This is a genomic window from Streptomyces sp. SID14478, assembly GCF_010548525.1.
Lineage (GTDB): Bacteria > Actinomycetota > Actinomycetes > Streptomycetales > Streptomycetaceae > Streptomyces.
This window is the reverse complement of the sequence record NZ_JAAGMG010000982.1, coordinates 1-243: the sequence shown is the minus strand read 5'-3', so window position 1 is coordinate 243 and position 243 is coordinate 1. Positions and strand designations below refer to the sequence as shown.

Here is a 243-nt window from a genome sequence, read left to right as displayed (position 1 = left end):
AGGTGTACGAGGCGGCGCGCACGGTGTCGTACGCGAGTGACGTCACCTGGCGCGAGGTCGGCCGGGTCCTCAAGTCCCGCTCGGGGCGCCCCCGGCTGCGCGCCATGCTCGGCGGCGGGAAGTCCGCGCCCGTCGAGCGCTCGCCGCTGGCCGAAGGCGTCGTCGAGATGGACGGAGAGGTCGTCCTCGCCCGGGCGGCCCGGCCCGAGCGGGATCCGGTGCTCGCGCTGCGCGCGGCGGCCG

Annotated in this window: 1 protein-coding gene; it reads left to right on the top strand. The window is 77.8% G+C overall.

Annotation, left to right across the window (positions count from 1 at the left end):
* Positions 1-243 (top strand): hypothetical protein (locus tag G3I40_RS31265; protein WP_164305979.1); only part of this gene is annotated, 243 nt, incomplete at both ends.